This window comes from Agrobacterium sp. CG674, assembly GCF_053521645.1.
Genome location: NZ_JBNWDZ010000012.1, coordinates 26,440 through 44,081 on the forward strand (window position 1 = coordinate 26,440; position 17,642 = coordinate 44,081).

Sequence of the window (17,642 nt, forward strand, 5' to 3'; positions counted from 1 at the left end):
TCGGCGAGTCGTCGGTACTGGATCAACCGACCAAAGAGTGTGTTCCATGAAAGACAAATATATCAACTTCGCCGCCCTCGCAGATGCGGAACCCGATGCCTTTTCGATTGCGGCTCTGGATCGTGGCAGCGACGTGTGCACCATTGCTCCGCATGGCGGCAAAATCGAATCCGGCACGTCCGAACTCGCCCGAGCTGTGGCTTCGGACACCTGGAGCCTCTATCTGTTCGAAGGTCGCAAAGATTCGGGAAACCGGCATCTGCACATCACGTCTACAAACTTCGACGAACCGAGAGGTGATGCCCTCGTCCGTAAAAGTGAGGTTGCGATTGCCTTACATGGCTGTTCGGGAGAAGGAGAAATCATCTTTCTGGGCGGCCGACATCAGCAGCTGATCGCGAAGATGGGTAAGAATCTTTTAGACGCCGGCTTTGCCGTAGCCCGTCACAACGATCCAGATCTGCAGGGTATCAACGTTGCCAATATCTGCAACCGCGGACAATCCGGGATGGGGGTTCAGTTCGAAATGACAATTGCGCTTAGAGACAGGTTGAAAAATCCCGAGCGCAACAGCGAACGTCCCAATCTTTCAGATTTTGTCGATGCAATCCGGCGGGCCTTCTAAGCGCGGTCAAGCTAATACTGGCAGGAACCGAAGCGAATGTCCGCTATGCCGATGAAACGGAAAACTGGGGCAGAAACATAACCCCAAGGCGTTTTCTCGTCAGAAATGACTCACGAATAAGCATATCCTGACCGCGTAACAATTGCCGTGTCCTTTACATTGATACACCTTTGACGCGGGTTGATTCGCAATTTCGACTTTTCTGGGGAGTATAACTTGGCCTTTAAACTTGGAGGGACGTCAAGCGTATCGCTCGAGACGCCCGAACGCATGTTTCTTGATTTCAGCGACCGTGCCTTCAAGGGGTTGCTAACGCATCAGGGTCATGTCCTTGCGCAATATCAGGCGACCGCGATGTCCCAAGCGGACGTTGCCATTAAGCTCCCAACCGGAAGTGGCAAAACCCTTGTCGGAACGCTTATTGCCGAGTGGAGGCGGCGGAGTCGCGCAGAACGGGTTGTCTACATTTGCCCGACAAAGCAACTCGTGCACCAAGTGATCGAGGAAGCTCGTTCCAAATATGGCATGCGAGATTCGATTGCCGGATTTGTCGGGAAGAAGGCGGATTTTGATCCCTCAGACAAAGGCAGATATCAATCTGGAGAGGTGATCGCAGTTACGACATACGGCGGATTCTTCAACGCCAGCACATTTTTCGACGAGCCAAACTGCCTGATTTTCGACGATGCCCATTCCGCCGAAAACTATATGGCCCAGCATTGGACCTTAGACATCGAACGGACCACGCACCCCGCCTTGTTTAGCGCGTGCGCCAATGTCTTAGCCCAGATCCTTTCACCCTTCGACGCGAAGAGAATGCGCGATGGCTCCCAAAATATTTGGGACGCGACCTGGGTCGACATGGTCCCCTCCGTTTTGTTTTCATCGATCGAACAACAGTTTGCTGCAGTTGTTGACGAACACGTCGCTCACAATGACTTACGCTGGCGCTGGGGCGAGATCCGAAATCATCTGAATGCGTGCAGACTGTATATCAGCGCGAACGAGATCAATATTAGACCGTTGGTCCCACCGACGCTCCGCTACAAGCCCTTTGCAGCTGCTACCCAACGGATCTATATGTCTGCCACGCTAGGATCAGGCGGAGATCTGGAACGCGTAACGGGCGTTCCTCACATCCAGCGCCTTAGCGTATCGGATGACTACAACGCTCTTGGCGTTGGTCGTCGTTTTTTTATCATGCCTGGCCGGTCGCTCGGTGCTGACGAGCAGCACGTGCTTCAGTGTGCCGCGATCGACGAGTCAAAACGAGCGGTTGTCTTGGTCCCTGACTTCAGAACGGCCAGAACCGTTGAAACTGATATCGCTCAAACTATTCAGGTTCCGATATTCTCAGCGACGCAAATCGAGGAGACAAAGACGCCATTTGTGAATTCTGAGCGGGCGGTCGCGGTGCTTGCTAACCGCTACGACGGAATGGACTTTCCTGATGATCAATGCCGCCTGCTGATCGTGCGTGGACTTCCGAGTGCAGCAAACCTACAGGAAAAATTCCTGGTGACACGCATGGGCGCACGCGCCCTGCTCGCAGATAGAATTCGAACGCGGTTCGTCCAAGCGGTAGGACGCTGTACGAGATCGGCGACAGATTACTCGGCGGTGATCCTTCTTGGGGAGGATTTACAGACCTACGTGAGCAAGCGGGAAACGAGGGTGGCTCTACATCCTGAGCTGCAGGCAGAAATTACATTCGGGCTGGAGCAATCGGGACCAACCCAAGACATGATAGAGAACCTCAAACTGTTTTATGCCCGGGGGCCGGAATGGAGGGCTGCCGACAACGAGATCCGTCGGCTCCGCGGCGAGTCTATCCAAGTTGAGCTGCCCATGCTTGAACAACTCCGCCAAGCCTCATTGTATGAAGTCGGCTATCAATACGCGCTCTGGGACGGAGATCATCAAGGTGCGCTGGAGAAAGCACGCCAAGTACTTACGGTCTTGCAAGACGCAGAATTGAAGGGCTATCGCGCGTTTTGGAATTATCTTGCGGGGGATTCAGCCAGCCGTTTGGCAAAAGAGGGAATTTCGGGCCAGGACGGAATAGCGCGAGACTATTATTCTGCGTCATCGAAGGCCACGACCGGCATTCACTGGCTTCGTCAAATCGCGGGGTTGCGGCCTGATGAGGTCTCCAAGGCAAAGCCGGGCGCGACTGCCGCCGTGCTCATCGAGCGGCTCGAATTACGCCTTGACGAGCTTGGAACACGGCATGACGAAAAATTCGCGAAGGTAGAACGCACCATAATAGAAGGGCTTGGCAAGGATGAAGCGTCGGCATTCGAAACCGCGCAAAAGGAGCTTGGCGACCTCCTTGGGTTCTCGGCGGGCAAAATCGAAACCGCAGGCTCTCCAGATCCTTGGTGGATGGCCGACGACGATTTCGCCATCGTTTTTGAAGATTACACGGAGGCACTCAAAACGTCACTTTTGTCTGTCAACAAGGCCCGGCAAGTCGCCTCTCATCCGGTTTGGCTACGAAGCCACCTTGGGCTCGCCGACAGTACGCAAGTCATACCCGTCCTAGTAAGCGGGATTATCGGCGCTGACAGAGATGCCGCAATCCACCTGCAGGAGGTGGCATTCTGGCAGGTAGATCAGTTTCGCAACTGGGCATTGAATGCACTGGCGGTCGTGCGCAGATTACGGACCACCTTCCCAGGTCCCGGCGATATGTTTTGGCGCGAAGAGGCTATGGCTGCCTACGCCATAGCGTCCATCGACCCATCGAGCCTTCGGACAATGCTGAAACCGCTTCGTGGGGCCGAACGCTTCATGACATAATGGCCCATCGTGGAGCGTCAGGCAAAGCGAGGCTATGGATTTAACTGGAGCAAGTACAGGAGCTGATCGAGCGACTCTTCGGGCAGGCTAATTTTGCCAGCGCCAATCTCCCGAGATCACCATCATCCGTACGCGTCTTCACTTCAAATGCCGAGCGCGTCGTAGGATGTCAAATTTAGCCTCAGAGAAGCGGTCTTGCTTGATGCGTTCTCTGTCAGGGTCGGGTCGCTAGGATCTCATAAGACGCAATCCCGGCCAAGCGTTCGAGTTCAGTTACGCCAGGTGCCTCAAGCCAAGCCACGAATTGAGCTGGTGTGGTCTCTTTAGCAAGGACGCGTAGAACCCCTTCTATAAAAATCTCGTGCTCGACCAAGGTTACATCAAATGCGCCCTGGGCTTTTTTCCGGGAATGTTCGTCGAAGCGTGGCTTACCCAGCGTCAACCGATGCATGTTTTTGTCATAACCAACGGCCTTCTGCAGGATCGCAAAGGCCGCCTCCTTTGAGAGTACTGGCGGTCGCTTCGTCGTCGTCTTGCATTCAATCAATATGGCCCGATCTCCGAAGGTCAGGAGCAAATCAGGCACATTTTGCTGCCTTCCATCATCAAGTTGTCGCACGATCCAAGCCGTTTCGCGCGCCATGAGCGCGATAATGGCATCCTCATACTCCGTTCCCAAACTGTCGTTGCATCGGGTGACCAGTTCGGTGATTCCCAATCGTCGAGCGAGTTGCAGATGCACCTCGCGAAACTTGTCCTGACGCAAGCCGATAGATGCAGCGATAGCCTGCAATAACGCCGACATGCGCTTCTCACCCCCAACTGCTTGTTGCACCTTGTCCTTGGCCGCGCCGAGCAGTTGCTCGAATGTCTCGATCCCTTGGCGAAGAAGCGCAACAGCACGCTGGCGGCCGAAGCCGGGCACATTCTCGCGCTGTGCAACCCGCAATATGTCTAAAGCTTCAATGGGCGTACCCCATTGGACCTGCCGAGCCAGCATCTGAAGTTTGTTCGTCAGTGTCTGCGAGTAACCCAGCTCTGGGACGCTGGCAATTCGCCGGAGGCCATCGAAGACCCATGCGATGTCGGTAGCCAAACGGTGGAGCTGGCCCGCCGGCAAGTTTGTTTTGCGCCGGATTTCGCGTTCTGAAATTCCTGCCGCGAAGAGGGCTAATGCGTGTGCGCTCTGATTTACTTGGCGGTTCGCAGGGTCTATCGGTGCGAGCAAGTTGTACGCTCGCAGAAAGGCAACAGAATCCACTGGCGCCCGACCACTGGGCCAGGGCAAGAAGCGTGATGGCGTGTCGCCGACAAATTCCTCGCAGGACGTCGCCCAATGGAGAAGCCCGGGTAGATGTGGGTCAAATGCCGCATCGATCGCATTGGCATGCTTTTTCATCATCGCAAGAAACGCGACAGAAGTAGTTGGGAGGAGCCCTGTTTGAGCGACAGCTTTGCCCACCGGCGTGGCGAAAAGAACGTCGAATTCGTCGTCAATAAATCCTGCACCGATCAGCCAGTCGATCGCTTGGACTGCAGTCGCAATCAACGGCTGAAGCTTGTGTGGATTGCGCTCGCGAATTTGATGCCAGAGAAAACTCAAGCGGAAAAACTCCGCGAGCGCCTCTCGTTGTGCAATCACACCATGTGCGATAAGTGCGAGCACGGTCCGACGCATTGAAAGATCAATCAGGCGGGATTCGACGCGGTCGTTTTCCGGTCGAACAATGCTTGCAGCGTGCATCCTTTCGGCCTGATTTCGAGGTACAAGCACTGCATAGCCGTTCGGGTGAAGTCCTAGTCGCCCAGCTCGGCCCGACATGTTGCGATAGTCGGCACGAGTGAGCATCGTTCCTTTGCGATCGCCGTAGTCGTACGTAAGCTTGGCAAATACGACCGAACGAAATGGGAAATTGACACCTGCAGCTAATGTCGAGGTCGCGAAACAAACAGAGAAGGCTGAAGACAAGAACCCTTCTTCTAGGACCTGGCGCTCCTGCGACGTTAGATCGGCGGAGTGGAAAGCAACCTCCCGTCGCGCGAGATCTTGCAGTTCCTCAGACCCCTCTGTGGGTTCGGAGAAGAGCGCTAGTTGCTCGGCGAGTGCGATGCCGCGCGCAGTCTGTTGTTCCGTGCGTGCGAAGCGCTTTGCCAAATCTGCCGTCTCGGATCGAGACTCAGTGAATACGAGAACGGGGCCGCGTCCAAGAGCAATTAGTTTGCGAGCAACCTCCACTGGATCCTGAGGGATATGGTCATCTTCAAGGCAGGGAAAGGACTCTTCCTGGCCAAATCGGATTTCGTAGGCGCTCCCACCTCCCCAAATTTGTTGAATGAGGTCGACATCACGATCATGGCAGCTCACGAGCGTGCAGTTTAGCCATTCGGCGAGTTCTTGAGGATTGCCGACGGTGGCAGTCAAACCGACAAACTGACGTACACCTTCACGTTTGAAGATCGTGCAGAGCGTTTCAATGTTCGGGCCTCGGCTTGGCTCACCGATGATCTGAAGCTCATCCGCTACGATAACTGAAGTTGCGACTTGGAGTTGACCCGAGAGAAGCATCGCAAGCGCCTTCTCGTAGGTGGCGACTAGCAATCTTGCAGCGGTGTCCCCTTCGTCGCGGTCGCCGGTGCTCAAACCCACGGACACTGCATCACCAAGGCGTTGCCGGAAATCGGCGTATTTCTGATCGGCTAATGCTCGGTGTGATACGAGATATAGGCAGCGATCACCTCGCGCGAGGCCCGACAGAATTGCAATCTCGCCGACCAACGTCTTTCCAGAAGAGGTAGGCGCGCACGCGAGCAAACTCCGGCCTTCTGCCAGTCCTGCATGAAGCGCCATGCTTTGAATGCCCGTGAACCTGCGAATACCCCACCCACGCAACGTATGTGCGAGTTCCTGGCTCCAACCGGGCACTATCACTGAGTCGATATTCATACGAGAATAACCTCTTCCTTTCGAGTAACGGTCAACCTCCCGTCACTCGATTCTGCCTGGATTTGCGGGCGTTGGCAGCATCGATAATGGCGCGTACGGCATCTCCCACGTCGGGGTCGGCCTGTTCAATAAGGTTTTCATCGCCTCCGGCTTGGATGTAGTTTGCCGCGAGCTCGATCGCCTGCCGACGCGGCGGCGACAGTCCCTTCGATTCCCTCGCGGCTTCGTCTGTAAGATCCTTAAGGAGCGGCACGGCCGAAGCTGTCTCAAGAATGCCGCTCAACAAATAGGTCGCGCTATCCTCAAAAGGCGCCAAGATGACGCGAGCACGCAGACCGTCTAGCAGGCGAAGCCCACGTTCAAACGCTGGCTGTCGTCCCTCATTGTCTGCGACCAAGCTTAGAGCCGCACCGCAACGCGTCAGCACGGCTTCGCACAATCGACTCAAATGATTAACCGGTCGATCGTCGATTAGTGGCCAAATCGCGTCAACATTGCCACCCAAGACGTGTAGGTAGGCAACTTGACCTGCATTCCAGATGACTTGCCCCTCAAAATTGATTTCGCGCGATTGTTCAAGCGCTTTCCGGCTAGCATCGAGCGCTCGCTCGAAATCTTTCATGCATACGAACGTCACAGAAATGGCTGACAGCGTCTTTATCTGCTGCCGGACATCATTGATCTCCCGCCACAGTTTAAGGGCGGTCTCGTCATGCGTGAGTGAATTGGGGAATTCCTTGAGTTGCCGATAAGATGCAGCGATCCAACTATGATTGAGCGCAACACTGAACGTCTTGGATTGATGCTTTTCAAGCAGTTGGATCGCGCGCCGATGTGATTGGATGGACTCCCGATACCGTCCGCTTTCCCGCCGAGTCAGGCCGATGCCGCCTAAAACCCAGGCTTCACCAAGGTCATCGTTGAGGACCTGCCAGATCTCTTGGGCGCGGATATAAGCATCAATCGCATCGCCATATCGTCCAAGCCTTCGCAAATTCTCGCCTACTGAACCCCACAGCGACGCTACGCGATCCTTCTCCCCCAGATGTGACCAAAGTTCGATCGCGAGATAAGAGTAATGCAAGGCGTCGTCGAACTGAAGCGCTCCTCGATAATCCTGAGCGAGTTGGCTAAGCACCCATGCGATTGTCTGCGGTTGATCGCGTTTGCGCCATATCGCCAGCGCCTCATAGTGCGCCTCAATCGCTTCAGGGTAGCGACGTTCCTTAGCCGCCGAGTTACCTAGCTGGCCCAAGATTAAGGCTGTACCAACTTCATCCTTTTCCGCACGTGCGATCACTAGCGCCTTTCTGAACTGGCTTAGGGCGAGGCTGTGATTATTCTCAACCGTCGCAACAAGCGCACGAATTGCGTCTCCATTGCTGGTCTTGGAAGCCCAGGTGCCGAGGTCGCCGCCGCCCGCCGCAAGATATGCGCGCATAAACTCGAAGCCTTCCCCCTCTCGGCCATCCTCGAATAACGCCAGCGCTTGACGTCGATTCTCCTCCGCAGAGAAGAACCCGTCCAGCAGTTCTGCCATGCCCGCAAGGGGGCTATAGTTGTCGTGAAGCAAATAACGCTTGCGATAATACTGGACAAAAAGGCGGTCGGACACCTGATAGAGAAAGTCGCGCCCACCGGTGCGCTTCTTACCAACGACGAGATGTCGCTCACGCAGCCAAGAGAAATGCTGCGCGATCCGGTTTTGCGTAGTTCCGACCCGTCCAGCGAGATCGCTCTGAGAGCACGGTTCTGAGAGGCGGATCAGCGCGTCGAACAATGTCTTGGTGCGTGGCGGCATCTGATCAATCAACGCCTGATAGTAAGGAGTGAGATCATCGACAAGCTTGTCCAAGAGTGCTGCCGCGCTTAGCGGATCATTCTCGATCAGAAGGTTCGCTAGTGCCACGACCATACGCGGCGCGCCGCCCGTGAATTGCGATAGTGCCCGGATCTTACCACGATCGAGCATTGCAGGCTCCCGGCCTTCGAGCACCGCGCGACGCTCGAAATAAAGGAGATGGTCCTCTTCGCTCCAAGGCAACAGGCTAAATTTTGCAAACGCGTGGAACAATCGTTGCTCGTAATCCTGATCAAATTGAGCCGAGGTCGCTGTGGCAAGGATCGCCAGTTGCTCGCTCTCGGCCAACAGCGCGCGCAATTTTGATTGGTCTGAGGGCGTTTCGAAAACATTCTTGATTAACTCATCAAAGTTCTCGATCACGACGATCTGGGTGGTTCCGGGATCGAAAGTCGCAAGTGTCTCGTCGAGATCTGCTCGCGCGGATTCCCAGGCGCCGGGTGGATCATCGAGAAACTGGCCAACGGCGCTTTCAGCGGGCGCGGCTTTTAGCCCACGCGTGATCTCTCTTAAGAGGCTGGAAGGAGTGGAAACGTTTCTAAGCTCTTCGGGAAGAATTGTGACGCGTGCGGACCTTCCGCTGTCGGTGACAGCGATCTGAACGGCCCGAGCGAAGAAGGATTTACCGAAACCTCGTGGCGCCGTAACGAGAACCTGCTGCCTGATACCCGGACCACCGGTCAGAGCGTCGACTACTGCGGAGATCAGGCGATCACGACCAGTCGAGAGCAGACGCACCGAACTGTCGGCCATCGCGTGCGGGTTGAAACGTGATATCTCCATCACAGCCCCCCACGCGCACGCCGCCACGTTTTCAGTAGGTTCTGAACGAGCCTGAAGCCCGAGTGTTTCAGATCGGTGCGAATGAATTCCGCTAGTTCGAGCCGACGCGTGATGCGGAGCGCGTCTTGGCCCGCCGTCTCACAGATTGCGTTGATCTCAGCATTAGTGATCTTGCCGTCGTCGCGCGATGCCATCTCGTTCAAGATATTTTCCGCCGTCTTGCGCAAATCGCCATCGAAACGTCGCTCAAGGCGCTCATCAAATTGCTGATAGAAAGACGCGAATATCTGTGGCTGGACCTGATTTTCGAAGATCTCGGATATTATTTCTGGCGTGCTTCTCTCTTCCGCACGTAAAAAATTCATCGCGGTCTGGATAAAGAAAGGAAAGTGATCTGGTAGCTCGTCTAGAAGGGCCTTCGTTGAATCTTTGTTCCAATCTTGAAGCCCTGCGACGTTAGCAAGCGTTTCCGTGAATTCTACCGCTTCAGTGTCAGTAAGAGGTTGGAGATCGATGCGCGTCAGGTCATTGATTACCAGCCCCTCGATCTTCAAATCCTCAAGGAACGCTTCGATACTGACTGACCCGGCGATCGCCATTGCGAGCCCTGCATTGCGCCAAGCCCGCAGGGTTGCCAGCACAAGCCTTATATCATCTACGTCGCCGGTACGGCGGTGCATGTTCTCAAGAAAGAATGGCAACTCATCGATCAGCATTATGATGCGCGTGCCAGAGTTCAGGTGCTCCCTGGCAAGCGCCTCGACGCTCGCTTTCAGAGGCTCCCAATAGTCTTTGATATCCTTGTCGAATTCGACGCCACCCTCAAAGCCACCTCCGCCGGCGTTAGCCGACCGAATTCGGCGCTGGATAGAATCCATCAACTTGCCAGGCAGTCGCTTTGCTCCCCCCCATAAGCCCCGCAACTGCTGAAGTTTGTTCTGCGGTAGCGAGTTGAGAAACGCGGTGAAAAACTCGCTGATCGATTGCAACTCCTGGACGTCAATGTAAAGCGAAGTCGCTCCGCCTTCTTCTTCGAGCTGACGCCGCGTCTCGACAAGAAGGGAACTCTTGCCAATCCTGCGCCAGCCCTTGATCAGCAGGCTGCCCCCATCAAGCAGCGACCCCTTAGCGAGTCGAACTTCTCGAGCACGAAACATAAAGTCTTGACCCTTCACGGGCGGCCCAGCGACGATTCGCATGTGAAACTCCATTTGTTTGAATTTTGATATCAAATAGTTTGATATCAGGCAATAGACAAATAGGAGGGTGCGACTAAAACGATGGTTTTTGGGAAGCAAACGACTGCTTGCACTTGCGATAACTCGTAATCGGGTGCAAATCTTCGAAAAATCGGGGAAACAGTCAGCGTCAAGATCGGGTCAAACCCGACTCCGCAATCTTCAGACCAATTTTCTCCGCCGCTAAAATCTTCAATCTCGCTGCCCTGTCAATGCGTCGGCAATGTTTCGGAAGTCAGTCGCAACATCGACAAGTGCGGCCATGGACTCAGCAAATTGCATGGGAACAATACCGTCTGTCACGAGCGCTGATCGAAGGACGATCTTTGTCTGATCTATACCGGTAAACCGCGAAAGTCGCGAGAGGTTGCCCTCGAAGAAAGCAATGCGATCCAAATGCTTCTGGATCGGCGTCCGTTTCCCGTTCCGTCTACCCCGGGTGGTGTAGTCAGCCAACCTTTCACCAACTTCTCCGACCGTGCGATCAAGAAGGAGACGTTTGCATTCGATGATCCATACGATCCCCTCTTTAGTCCAGGCGAGTACGTCGATGTCGCCATACTCTTTGCTAGCGCCGAACAGCGTCATCAACTGGTCAGGACGGGCATCTAGGCCGAGTTCTGAAAGTCGTTCTGCAACTGAGTGGTTGAAAGTGTGACCACGCTCGTTAGCGATCTTTCCGATCCACCGATCAATTTCCTTGGTATCAAATATTTCAGCCCCCAAGCGGCCGTCGATCAGTTCGAACATACGCCGAACAAAGCGGGCTATAAGAACTGGGAACAGTAGGATCTCCGGGTCCTCATTCTCGTCCAGCTGCACGATTGGCCGACGGGTTAGGGATAGTTTGCGACTCATGCGCCACGGTTGCCAGTCTCGGGAAGTCGCACCCACCGGCTCCTGCTCGTCCCACGTCTGACGCGGCCGCAGCGTCAAGGCAACGTACGCTCTTTTGACGTCAACATCGGGACCGAGTTTTTCCAAAATGGCGTGGAACTCGCTGCGCGTGAGAGCGACGTATGCCTTACCACTTTCCAAAGCGTGCTCTGCGACCGCGTGGGACAAAGCCACGAGGTCTTGAAAGCTCATTCCAAACTCTACCCGGAGAGCCTTGACTAGGTCAGGGTCGATTTCGGCAGCAAGAGCCTCGTCTGTGTCCGACAACAGGTTATTGAAAGCGTCCGCGTAACCCTCAGCGGCGTCATGAAATGCACGATCTCCATGCGCATGCATGTAGGGTTGGTGTAGTTGCTCGAGAAAGCCGGTATCGAAAAAGAAGCATCCGTTGGCAGTGACCCGAAGTGGACCTGTTGCCAACCGGTAGAAGTATGCGTCGCACTGGGTCGCACAATCGACCATCGCGCAGACTTCCGAAAGTAGCTGATCGAATTCTATATCGGTGCAAGGACTCGCCCTGTCAGTGGGACAAGCGCAAAGCGCCATTTCGGCCAAGGCCCGGCTTGCGACCCCCGCGGATGACCTTCTTGCCTCCTGTTCGTTTTGGGTTAGCAGCACGTCAGCGCTGTCGTCGTGCAGGGCGAGAAGCGCCGCTGCCGTTTGCGCCCACTCGGAGCGATCTCTGTCCACCGCTTCATGATTGAGAAGCGCTTTGACGACAAGACTTCGACGATCGATGTACAGCAATCTTTCCCTGATTTTCTCCCATAGACGCAGCACCGCTGTCCGCAGCAGTGGCCCCACCTCAGTTTCGGGCACAATCCCGGCCCTTGTGGCACCGGCTAGTTTCGCCAAACCTAGATCGGTCCACGCCCTGTCTTCGTCCATCTGAAATTGTGGCTTTGGTAGAGGAATAGTGGCCTGAACGATTTGAGGTATGTCATTTGCCGGTATAGCGTGTACGAAACGCGCATCTGTAGAGCCGGTAATCTTAACCGCCAATTCATCGGCCCATTCAGTGGACTTGGGCGAGTTCGCCAGCTCGCATGTTGCAAGCGCTATTGCTGCAATGAGATAGCGCTCCGCGATGTTGGTTTCATGGATGTATCCGCAAAGCGCGAGAATTGTGGAATCGATCTTGATCACACCGTGATCCAAACGAATATTGGGTCGCGCTATCTCGCCGGTGCTCACCACAGCCAGTTCGGATAGATCCTCCAGATCAGAAAACTCCAGCAAGATCGAAATTGGCCCGGATGGAAGATCGCGGAGCTCCTGTTCTAGCAACGTAGCCAGCCGCACCAACCATTTTTGCGCAGCATCCCAAACCTTTGCGGTTAGCTGCCCCGTACCGTGCGGGCCGGCAGTGTGATCCACCCACCAAGGCCTTTGAACGGTTTCCACCACAGCTAGTAGCCGGCCATTGAGGGCATCCACCGGGGAGACAAAGAGCGGAAGCTCGCTCACTTCCTTGAAGTAGGATTTTGCTGACCGGCGCTGTACTTCCACCAGCGAGCGGCCGTTGGGTGCCAAAACGAGATGATAGTCGATGGCAGCTCGAATTCGATGGCGGGCGAGGCCTACATACTCGGTCGTCAAAATCGCCATACCACCAGGGGCTAGCTCAGAGGGCACCGGTTCGAAGTTTCGCGTTTGGAGATAGCCGTAAAGATTGAGAAATCCATTGATGTTGCCGATCTCGAACCCCCGGCTTGGAAGCTCATTTTGTTGCGACAGAATTTTCCAGATCCGTTTTGCTGTGAAATCCCCATCCCACCCCATCCGGAGCGCATCGCCGAGGGATAGATCAAGCCGATGCCATTCGGAGGGCGCCCGGTCGAAGTCGATTACATGCCCTCGACCTAGTCCTCCATGCAAAATCACGGTGAGGCCGTGCCGATAGTCCGGCTTGCTGGCAAGCTCCACTTCAAGCGGAGAAATCACACTTTTCAGCCGTCCCAAAAGTATGTCTATGCCTTGAAGGCCTGTGTCTAACGTTTCGCTCAAGTCGTCGGCTACATGAACGATAAGGGCGTAGGCACCTTCTCCAAACTGCGCCGTCACAGCAGTAAGACGTTTGTTCAGCTTCGTTGGGACGGATCGCTTTTCAAACTCCCAGTTGGAAAGGAGGAACGCCTGGATATCCTGGAACTCCACCGCCTGCAGCGCGTCGTCCAACTGCGCAAGTGCATGTTCCGCTTCAGCGAACTCTAGCACAAACCGCCGCGCAGCTGCTCCAATCGCCGTGGGGAGCGCAACCACCCAATCGTTTCCTTGCCTCAGCAACGGACGTCTCTCAAGCGCCGAGTTGCCTAAACTGTCTCGCGCGCCATCCTTCCAGTCTTCCGGGCTTAGTACGAAGGGCGATATATCTCTTGCGATAACGTTAAACCCGAATAGGTCATTCAAAGTAAAACGGACCGCCGCCCTCCCTGCCTCAACATTATCCGCCGCAACCAATATCTTCGCGCCGGGCACCGTGGATGACATGCTGTAGCGCCTGACGCCCGCGCGGATCGCCACCTCTCGAGCGAGTAGAAGGAGCGCCATGACGTGGTGAAACGCTGCCTTCGCCCATGGTTCGCCATCTAGCCGGAGGAGTGCGGCCATAAGGTTCTGAAGGTAATAGGCATTATCAGTCCACGCCCCCTCCAGAAGAACCACACCACCTCCCCAGGATGGCACTATACTGGCAAAAACATCCTCGACGGGATCTTCTCCTCGCCCAAGCGGATCTGACAAAAGCACATCGTTAAGCCAACCGCGAATATGCGCATGCGTGGCTTTCTGGATTCCGCGGCAGCATGCGGCTGCCAAATGGATTAGGGCTTCGATCCGGAGCGTCGCGGCGTGATTCTCAAGTTGGGTAAGTAAACCTGACAAGGTTTGGATAAGGTCGAGCGCATCGAATTTTTCCAAACGGGTGCACAGCTTCGGTTGCCGAGAAATCAAAGCGCGAATATTGAGGCCTTCGTTGGAAGCACCCAATGCGAACAAAGCGCTCCAATCTTTGATCGCGCCCTCTGGAAATTCGGTCATACGTGCCTACCCTCACAAAGCCTCATGTTTCGAAACGAAGACCTACCATTGGCTTCACACACTGTATTGTGCAACTCTAAAGTACGCCCCACGCCCGAAACCTCCCCCTCCCCGTCATCTCGCGCAGGCCGAGCTCCAAAACGATCCGCCGCGCCGCCTGCGGCGTCACCTCCAGCGTTTTCGCCACCATCCCGGCCGACACCAGCGGTTTCGCCATCACCAGCTCGACCAGCTCCGGCAGTTTTGAAGATGTCCGTCTTCCCGCCAATTTGCGTTCCATCAGTGTTCGAGCCAGCGCCAGCCGGTCATGCTCCTTCAGCCCGATTTCGGCGGCCGCCAAAAAGCCGTGGGCGATGGCGAGCAGCCGGGTTTCGCGATCGCGATGCCGGCGCCGATCGACGGGTATGGTTTTCAGTCCGAGGTTGACGGCGGCGAGATGAGCACCTGACGTGACGCCGGCCTGGCGCAGGATCGAGTCGCAAAGCAGTCGGCCGAGCCAGGGCGCATGCTGCAGCACGGAAAGCTCGTTCCAGGCATCGAGGGCGACAATCGCCTGCAGCACCGCCGGAAAGTTTTCGGCCTGCCGCAGCACGCCGCGCCATTCATCGAGCCGCGCATCCTCGTCCCAGTCGAGATCATAGACCAATGCGTCTCTGTCTGCCGCGCTGGCGCGGCCGGGCCGTGTTGCATTCTCGATTGCCGCATCCGACCGGGCCAGCACGGCATCGATGGCAGCGTAGTCGACGCCAGGGAGGTTTTCGACGTCATCGACATCGTCCCCCTCCCCTTCCGTATCCGATGCGTCCGCGCGCCGAATGCCGACGGCCGTCTCTCCCTCGTCTGCGCCGGGCGACGTGATGTCCGACGTTTGTCGCAAAGTTCGGATACCCTCCGCAGACAAGGCCCAGGCCGGGAGCTGAGCTGCAATGCGCCGGCGGGTGCGCAGGATGTCGCGGGCGATTGTCAGCTCATGTGTGGGTGTGCGGATATCCTTGGTGGCGTCGTGGAGGACGAGATCTTCGAGATGGACGAGTTCGCCGTCGATCCACAGCGATGCGCAGGCATCGGTGAAGTGGGATCTTTCGATCCACCCCTGACCGACCGGTGAACGGGCGATACGCTCGTCGAGACGCGCCAGCGCGACACCGGCATCGAAAGCCGGCCGCACCAGGGCTGTCATGCTGATTTTCGCGAGATCATAAGCCATTGAAATCATGGTAAATGATTTCGTATAGGAACTCTATATGAATATTACGGTTCCGCACGTGGTATGATTGAGGGCTGGGCTTCTAACCATCGATAAGTACCTCTTATCGAGGCTTATGCGTACGTTCTGATTGTACGCTTTGATATCACATGATATAGTCGCTCCCATCGTGAACTCGGAGGTCGCCATGCCCCAGACCAGCTACAAAATAAGTGAGGCTCGCAAGAACTTTGCAGAAGTCCTCGATCGTGCCAATCAGGGCGAGGAAATTGTCATTATGCGCGGCAACGAGGTCTATGCCCGGATTGGACCCGCTATCGATGGCAACAAGCGTCCTTTTGGCCTTTTGCGCCATCGTGGCCTTCCCGACGACCTGTTTGACACTGTTGACGCCGAGCAGACTGAGGTCGACGCGGGCGACTGGAATGACGAGGCCGGTGTCTGGCAGGGCAAGCCTGGCAAAACAGGGCAATGAAGGTTCTGCTCGATAGTCATGCGATCTACTGGTGGGCAATCGGTAGCGAAAGGCTTTCTGCGCGAGCGCGCGCACTGATCGAGGACAAGACGAATGCCGTTCTGGTCAGTGCCGTTTCGTTCTATGAGCTGGATAACAAGATGCGGCTGAAGAAGCTCGACCTGAAGCCACAGGAATTGCGGGCAGCCGTGACAGCCAGTGGCCTGCAAACTCTTGCCATAACCGATCTGCACGCCGAGCTGGCAGCAAGCTTTGACTGGGACCATCGCGATCCCTGGGATCGCATTCTTGCAGCACAGACGAGACTGGAGCATTGCGTGCTGATCTCCACCGATGTTGTGTTCGACACGGTGCTGCACGAACGGATCTGGTGAGGCGGGGATGAAGGTGTTCGTTGAAATCGAAGAGGCTGCAGCAAGGCTTGAGGATCTGATTGAGCTAGCGCTTCTTGGTGATGAGATCGTGATCTGTAGAGACGGGACGCCGACTGCCTCCTTGTCTCCGATCGATGAAAAAGAAAAGGCGATGGACCGGTTTATGGCTCTTGCAGCTGAAGGTCGCAAGAACGTTCCAGTCGGGGCCACATCCAACCACGATGACTTTTATGATGAGCATGGATTGCCGATATGAGTGGTCTTGATCGCCGCTTGCGTGAGCTCGACACGATTGCAGCGGTTTTGCCGCTCGAACGCCGGGACGAACTTGCGGAGCTTTTGACCGATCAGGATATCGAAACGCTTCGACATCTGGTCAATGAAGGCATGGGGCCCAATACGCTGCGCGCGTTGACATCAGACCTTGCCTATCTGCAGGCTTGGTCGCTAGCAGCAACCGGAGCCTCCCTCCCCTGGCCGGCACCTGAAGCTCTCCTCCTGAAATTCGTCGCCCATCATCTGTGGGATCCCGAAAAGCGCATCAGCGATCGTGATCACGGCATGCCGCAAAATGTCGATCGTCTTCTGCGGGACCAGGGGTTTCTGAAATCCATTGGTCCTCACGCGCCCGACACGGTAAGGCGCAGGCTTGCGTCGTGGTCGACATTGACGAAATGGCGCGGCCATCAAGCGTTATTCTCCTCCCCTGCCCTCAAGCAGGCGATCCGGCTGGCGGTCCGAGCCACGCCGCGTCCGCGAAAACGCAAAAGCGCTAAGGCTGTGACCGGTGACGTCCTGGCAAAGCTCCTTGCGACCTGTAGCACCGATAGCCTGCGAGACGTCCGTGACCGGGCAATCCTGATGGTGGCGTTTGCCTCCGGTGGTCGTCGGCGCAGCGAAATCGCTGGACTGCGCAAAGACCAATTGACCGTCGAGGGCCCGATTGCGGTCGACAACGCCCCTCCCCTCCCCTCGCTTTCGATTCATCTCGGCCGGACAAAAACGTCCGGAAGTGAAAACGACGACGTTGTTTATCTAACGGGTCGGCCGGTCGATGCATTGAATGCATGGATGACGGCCGCGCGCATCGATAGCGGAAGCATTTTCCGCAAGATCGATCGCTGGGGAAATCTGTCGAAACATGCGCTGGAACCGGGCGCCATCAACGCGATCCTGAAACAGCGTGTGGTTATGGCCGGGCTGGAGCCGGGGGAGTTTTCCGCACACGGGTTGCGATCCGGATATCTGACAGAGGCAGCAAACCGTGGAATTCCCCTCCCCGAAGCTATGGAGCAATCACGGCATCGCTCTGTTCAGCAGGCATCCAGCTATTATAACAATGCCACACGGCGCAGTGGTCGCGCGGCCAGAATGCTGTGATGGAGAGGCCCGGAACT

Annotated in this window: 11 protein-coding genes; 6 read left to right on the top strand and 5 right to left on the bottom strand. The window is 55.8% G+C overall.

Annotated features, from left to right (window positions below; genetic code table 11):
* Positions 1–46 precede the first annotated feature (46 nt).
* Positions 47–625 (top strand): poly-gamma-glutamate hydrolase family protein, encoded by a 579-nt coding sequence (locus ACQZ51_RS21995; RefSeq protein ID WP_448780575.1) that lies wholly within the window; start codon positions 47–49, stop codon positions 623–625.
* A gap of 216 nt (positions 626–841) precedes the next feature.
* Positions 842–3,427 carry a DEAD/DEAH box helicase gene (locus ACQZ51_RS22000; RefSeq protein ID WP_448780577.1) on the top strand — a complete coding sequence of 862 codons (2,586 nt, stop codon included), beginning with the start codon at positions 842–844 and terminating at the stop codon, positions 3,425–3,427.
* A 214-nt stretch (positions 3,428–3,641) separates the two neighbouring features.
* On the opposite strand, the gene ACQZ51_RS22005 is transcribed toward ACQZ51_RS22000, so the two are convergent.
* From ACQZ51_RS22005 to ACQZ51_RS22025, 5 genes are all read right to left on the bottom strand, one after another.
* Positions 3,642–6,371 carry a DEAD/DEAH box helicase gene (locus tag ACQZ51_RS22005; protein ID WP_448780579.1) on the bottom strand — a complete coding sequence of 910 codons (2,730 nt, stop codon included), beginning with the start codon at positions 6,369–6,371 and terminating at the stop codon, positions 3,642–3,644.
* Between the two features lie 31 nt (positions 6,372–6,402).
* Entirely contained in the window at positions 6,403–9,015 is a 2,613-nt protein-coding gene (locus tag ACQZ51_RS22010; protein ID WP_448780581.1) for a tetratricopeptide repeat protein, read from the bottom strand.
* Positions 9,015–10,214, bottom strand: a complete 1,200-nt coding sequence (locus ACQZ51_RS22015; protein ID WP_448780583.1) for a hypothetical protein — start codon at positions 10,212–10,214, stop codon at positions 9,015–9,017. The genes ACQZ51_RS22010 and ACQZ51_RS22015 overlap by 1 nt, the downstream gene beginning before the upstream one ends.
* A 231-nt stretch (positions 10,215–10,445) precedes the next feature.
* Positions 10,446–14,189 (bottom strand): hypothetical protein, encoded by a 3,744-nt coding sequence (locus ACQZ51_RS22020; protein ID WP_448780585.1) that lies wholly within the window; start codon positions 14,187–14,189, stop codon positions 10,446–10,448.
* A 76-nt stretch (positions 14,190–14,265) separates the two neighbouring features.
* The gene (locus ACQZ51_RS22025; RefSeq protein WP_448780587.1) at positions 14,266–15,405 is read right to left on the bottom strand and encodes an RHE_PE00001 family protein; all 1,140 of its coding nucleotides are present in this window, start codon (positions 15,403–15,405) and stop codon (positions 14,266–14,268) included.
* A gap of 178 nt (positions 15,406–15,583) precedes the next feature.
* Here ACQZ51_RS22025 and ACQZ51_RS22030 point away from each other — a divergent pair, with 178 nt between their 5' ends.
* The 4 genes from ACQZ51_RS22030 to ACQZ51_RS22045 are packed head-to-tail and all read left to right on the top strand — an operon-like array spanning position 15,584 to position 17,625.
* The gene (locus ACQZ51_RS22030) at positions 15,584–15,871 is read left to right on the top strand and encodes a type II toxin-antitoxin system Phd/YefM family antitoxin (RefSeq protein ID WP_448780589.1); all 288 of its coding nucleotides are present in this window, start codon (positions 15,584–15,586) and stop codon (positions 15,869–15,871) included.
* Positions 15,868–16,245 carry a type II toxin-antitoxin system VapC family toxin gene (locus ACQZ51_RS22035; RefSeq protein WP_448780591.1) on the top strand — a complete coding sequence of 126 codons (378 nt, stop codon included), beginning with the start codon at positions 15,868–15,870 and terminating at the stop codon, positions 16,243–16,245. Before ACQZ51_RS22030 ends, ACQZ51_RS22035 begins: the two co-directional genes overlap by 4 nt.
* A gap of 7 nt (positions 16,246–16,252) precedes the next feature.
* Positions 16,253–16,501 carry a type II toxin-antitoxin system Phd/YefM family antitoxin gene (locus ACQZ51_RS22040; protein WP_448780593.1) on the top strand — a complete coding sequence of 83 codons (249 nt, stop codon included), beginning with the start codon at positions 16,253–16,255 and terminating at the stop codon, positions 16,499–16,501.
* On the top strand, positions 16,498–17,625 hold the full coding sequence (locus ACQZ51_RS22045; RefSeq protein WP_448780595.1) for a tyrosine-type recombinase/integrase: 1,128 nt from the start codon (positions 16,498–16,500) through the stop codon (positions 17,623–17,625). Before ACQZ51_RS22040 ends, ACQZ51_RS22045 begins: the two co-directional genes overlap by 4 nt.
* Positions 17,626–17,642 lie beyond the last annotated feature (17 nt).

What these genes read in the sequence shown, in the direction of transcription:
- ACQZ51_RS21995 (WP_448780575.1), top strand. Translation starts at nt 47, where the DNA reads ATGAAAGACAAATATATCAACTTCGCCGCCCTCGCAGATGCGGAACCC.
- ACQZ51_RS22005 (WP_448780579.1), bottom strand. Translation starts at nt 6,371, where the DNA reads ATGAATATCGACTCAGTGATAGTGCCCGGTTGGAGCCAGGAACTCGCA.
- ACQZ51_RS22010 (WP_448780581.1), bottom strand. Translation starts at nt 9,015, where the DNA reads ATGGAGATATCACGTTTCAACCCGCACGCGATGGCCGACAGTTCGGTG.
- ACQZ51_RS22015 (WP_448780583.1), bottom strand. Translation starts at nt 10,214, where the DNA reads ATGCGAATCGTCGCTGGGCCGCCCGTGAAGGGTCAAGACTTTATGTTT.
- ACQZ51_RS22020 (WP_448780585.1), bottom strand. Translation starts at nt 14,189, where the DNA reads ATGACCGAATTTCCAGAGGGCGCGATCAAAGATTGGAGCGCTTTGTTC.
- ACQZ51_RS22025 (WP_448780587.1), bottom strand. Translation starts at nt 15,405, where the DNA reads ATGATTTCAATGGCTTATGATCTCGCGAAAATCAGCATGACAGCCCTG.
- ACQZ51_RS22030 (WP_448780589.1), top strand. Translation starts at nt 15,584, where the DNA reads ATGCCCCAGACCAGCTACAAAATAAGTGAGGCTCGCAAGAACTTTGCA.
- ACQZ51_RS22035 (WP_448780591.1), top strand. Translation starts at nt 15,868, where the DNA reads ATGAAGGTTCTGCTCGATAGTCATGCGATCTACTGGTGGGCAATCGGT.
- ACQZ51_RS22040 (WP_448780593.1), top strand. Translation starts at nt 16,253, where the DNA reads ATGAAGGTGTTCGTTGAAATCGAAGAGGCTGCAGCAAGGCTTGAGGAT.
- ACQZ51_RS22045 (WP_448780595.1), top strand. Translation starts at nt 16,498, where the DNA reads ATGAGTGGTCTTGATCGCCGCTTGCGTGAGCTCGACACGATTGCAGCG.